This is a genomic window from Wolbachia endosymbiont of Drosophila leontia (assembly GCF_028981785.1).
Lineage (GTDB): Bacteria > Pseudomonadota > Alphaproteobacteria > Rickettsiales > Anaplasmataceae > Wolbachia > Wolbachia pipientis.
This window is the reverse complement of the sequence record NZ_JAPQLK010000114.1, coordinates 1-3251: the sequence shown is the minus strand read 5'-3', so window position 1 is coordinate 3251 and position 3251 is coordinate 1. Positions and strand designations below refer to the sequence as shown.

3 protein-coding genes are annotated in these 3251 nt (G+C 35.7%); all 3 read right to left on the bottom strand.

The genetic code is table 11. The features are described 5' to 3' along the window. Nucleotides 1–123 precede the first annotated feature (123 nt). The 3 genes from lepA to OZD63_RS03660 all read right to left on the bottom strand — a co-directional run bounded on the left by lepA (nucleotide 124) and on the right by OZD63_RS03660 (nucleotide 3140). Nucleotides 124–1926: a translation elongation factor 4 gene (gene lepA / locus OZD63_RS03670; protein WP_275008147.1), complete on the bottom strand. Its 1803-nt coding sequence runs from the start codon at nucleotides 1924–1926 to the stop codon at nucleotides 124–126. A gap of 116 nt (nucleotides 1927–2042) precedes the next feature. After that, complete coding sequence (locus OZD63_RS03665) at nucleotides 2043–2906, bottom strand: hypothetical protein (protein WP_275008145.1); 864 nt, start codon at nucleotides 2904–2906, stop codon at nucleotides 2043–2045. A gap of 48 nt (nucleotides 2907–2954) precedes the next feature. Continuing rightward, nucleotides 2955–3140: a hypothetical protein gene (locus OZD63_RS03660; RefSeq protein WP_182320209.1), complete on the bottom strand. Its 186-nt coding sequence runs from the start codon at nucleotides 3138–3140 to the stop codon at nucleotides 2955–2957. Between the last annotated feature and the right edge of the window lie 111 nt (nucleotides 3141–3251).

The following is a 3251-nucleotide window of genomic DNA, read 5'->3' as shown; positions in this document are numbered from 1 at the left end:
AAAATTGCGAACGTAAACTCAACACCAGCTTGCAAATGATTGTCCTTTCCTTCATTTCTCTCCTATTACGAAGATTTTAAACAGGTTCTAACGGTTGTTGCCAAAAACTATACAAGAAGTCTTTTAAGATCGATCACTTATCTTCAAAGCTTGAATAAAAGCATTCTGTGGAATATTTACGTTCCCTATAGAATGTAACCTTTTTTTACCCTTCTTTTGCTTTTCAAGTAGTTTCATTCTTCGCGTTACATCTCCACCATAGAGTTTAGCTGTTACATCTTTTCTGTATGGGTTAATCGTTTCTCTGGCAATAATTTTTCCGCCCACTGCCGCTTGAATCGCGATTTTGTATTGCTGACGTGGTATTAGATCCTTCAAGCGTGCGCATATTTCACGCCCTCTTTTTTCTGCCCTACTTTTGTGAACGATACAAGCCAGTGCATCTACGGGCTCTCCATTAATTAAAAAGCTTAATTTATCTATTTGGCTTACCAGATAGCTGGAAATTTCCCAATCCAAACTTGCATATCCTTTGGAAATTGATTTTAATCGATCATAAAAGTCAAAAACAACTTCAGACAGTGGTAATTTATATCTTAACAATGCTGTTGTTGTGTTACCAATGTAAGATAAATCCTCCTGTTCTCCCCTCCTTTCTTCACATAGAGATAGAATCTCTCCCAAGTATTGGTCAGGGACCATTATGGTTGCGGTAATCCATGGTTCTTCCACAATTTCAATTTTCGTTGGATCTGGCATATCACTTGGGTTATGAATATTCAAAATTTCACCACTTCGTGTTGTAACCCTATATATAACACTCGGTGCAGTTGCTGTTAGGTCTAAATCAAATTCTCTCTCGAGCCTTTCTTGAATAACTTCAAGATGCAACATTCCCAAAAAACCACAACGAAATCCATAGCCTAGTGCATTTGAAGTTTCAGCTTCGAAGGTAAAACTTGCATCATTTAAATGTAACTTCTCTAGAGCTTCCCTTAGATATTTAAAATCATCCGTTTTGTGAGGGAAAATGCTACAAAATACCACAGGATGCACTTCTTTAAATCCAGGAAGTGCTTCACTACAAGGTCTCTTTTCCTCAGTGATAGTGTCTCCTACCTTGCAGTCTGCTACTTCCTTCATTGAAGCAGTTATAAAACCAACTTCACCCGCTGAAAGCTCACTCGTCATAACTTTTTTAGGGGTGAAAATACCGATATTATCTATCTGATATGTAGCATTATTAGACATCATAACAATTTTCATGCCTTTTTTTAGCACTCCATTTTTAACTCGCACTAAAATTACTACTCCTAAGTAAGTGTCATACCAACTATCAACCAAAATTGCTTGCAATGGAGCATTTACATCACCTTGAGGAGCTGGAAGTTTTGCTACTATTGCTTCCAGTACATCTTTTATTCCAAGTCCAGTTTTTGCTGATATTAAAACCGACTCACTTGCATCAATACCGATTATTTCCTCAACCTGGAGTTTTACCCCTTCTGGATCTGCAGCAGGAAGATCAACTTTATTGAGCACAACTATTATTTCATGGTTGTTGTCAATAGCTTTATATACATTTGCAAGGGTTTGTGCTTCAACGCCCTGGCTACTATCCACCACTAAAAGTGAACCTTCACATGCGGCTAAGCTTCGACTTACCTCGTAAGAAAAGTCAACGTGACCTGGGGTGTCCATGAGATTTAGGCAATATTGATTACCGTCGTTTGCCGTATAATTAAGTTTTACCGTCTGTGCTTTAATTGTAATGCCACGTTCACGCTCTATATCCATTGAATCGAGTATTTGATTGATCATTTCTCTTGCTTCAAGGCCGTTACATTCCTCTATTAAACGGTCAGCAAGCGTTGACTTACCGTGGTCTATATGCGCTATTATTGCAAAATTTCTTATGTTGTTCATTTATGGCCCACTATGCTTAATTAGTGAAACTATTTTACATTTTAAGTGTTATCAGGGCAATTATTTATGTATATAGGAACTTCTTTCTTCTATAAGAAAATAGCGCATTAGGTTTTTTACGTACGACTATTGATGCGTTCCGCACCCTGACTAACTAATGATTGGTCAAATTTGCTACTCACTTTACTCAAATTTTCATTCCTTTGCTGGCTATTCTGTTTGCATGTTTTTACTGCATTAGCAAGGCTTAGACAACGATCACCAACTTTAATCTTTACATCTTTATTTTTTTCCAAATCTCCATCAGCTGGTCTATCACCCACTATTTTAATACTGCCATCGCCATTAGCACTTAATGTAATGCTACATTTTTTTTCACCTACATACCAATCAAACTTTATTCCATATTGAGCTGTGGTACCTAAATCATAGTACCTTACTCTTTTATCATCTATGTGGCCTTTTATAACTTCTCTCTGACTACCATTTAATATTGAGAAACCAGCAATGTTGTTTTCTGTGAAGAATTTACTATTTAAAAACTCACTTATTTTAATACTCGCGTTTTCATTGTTATTATCTTGTAGTTTAATTATTGCACACAGATCACCATCCTTATACTTTCCAATTGATACTCCATCAATAGTATCGTTTTCTATGTACTTACTAAATTTGGTTTTAGCTTCTTCTTCTAATTTACTGTATTCGTTTTCATTAGCATCGTCAGGATATTTATTTACATCATTACCCTGATTCGTTGCACTTTGTGGCAGTTGCTGCTGTTGCATTTTTTCTCGCACTTCTTTCATTTTTTTCTGAAGTGACATAGCTTGATTGAGTTCGTCTCTTCTACCATCGTTACCATTATCAAGTAGCTTTAAAGCTTCTACCACTATGTTTAAGTTTTTATAAGCTACTTCAATATTATACTTATTACACTTGTCACTCAAAGGCTCATTGTTAGCTAAAGAGTGTTTCAAGCTATCCCAACAATCCTCTTCAATAATAGCATGTTCTATTGTAAGCGATTAATAGATACTCCAAAGCTTTCTGATTATTTCTTCTTTTTGATTATGATCCTTTCCAACTAGCTCCTGACTTTCTTTAATATCTTCAACCAGGTTATTAACATACACAGGCGATTTTACTATCGACCTGCTCCTTATTGATTTATTTAGTTTTTTCTCAATATCTTGAAGTTTTGTCAAAATCATACACTTTCCCTCACGAAATTATCTAACATTATATACATAAACATTAGAACCTGTTTAAAATCTTCGTAATAGGAGAGAAATGAAGGAAAGGACAATCATTTGCAAGCTGGT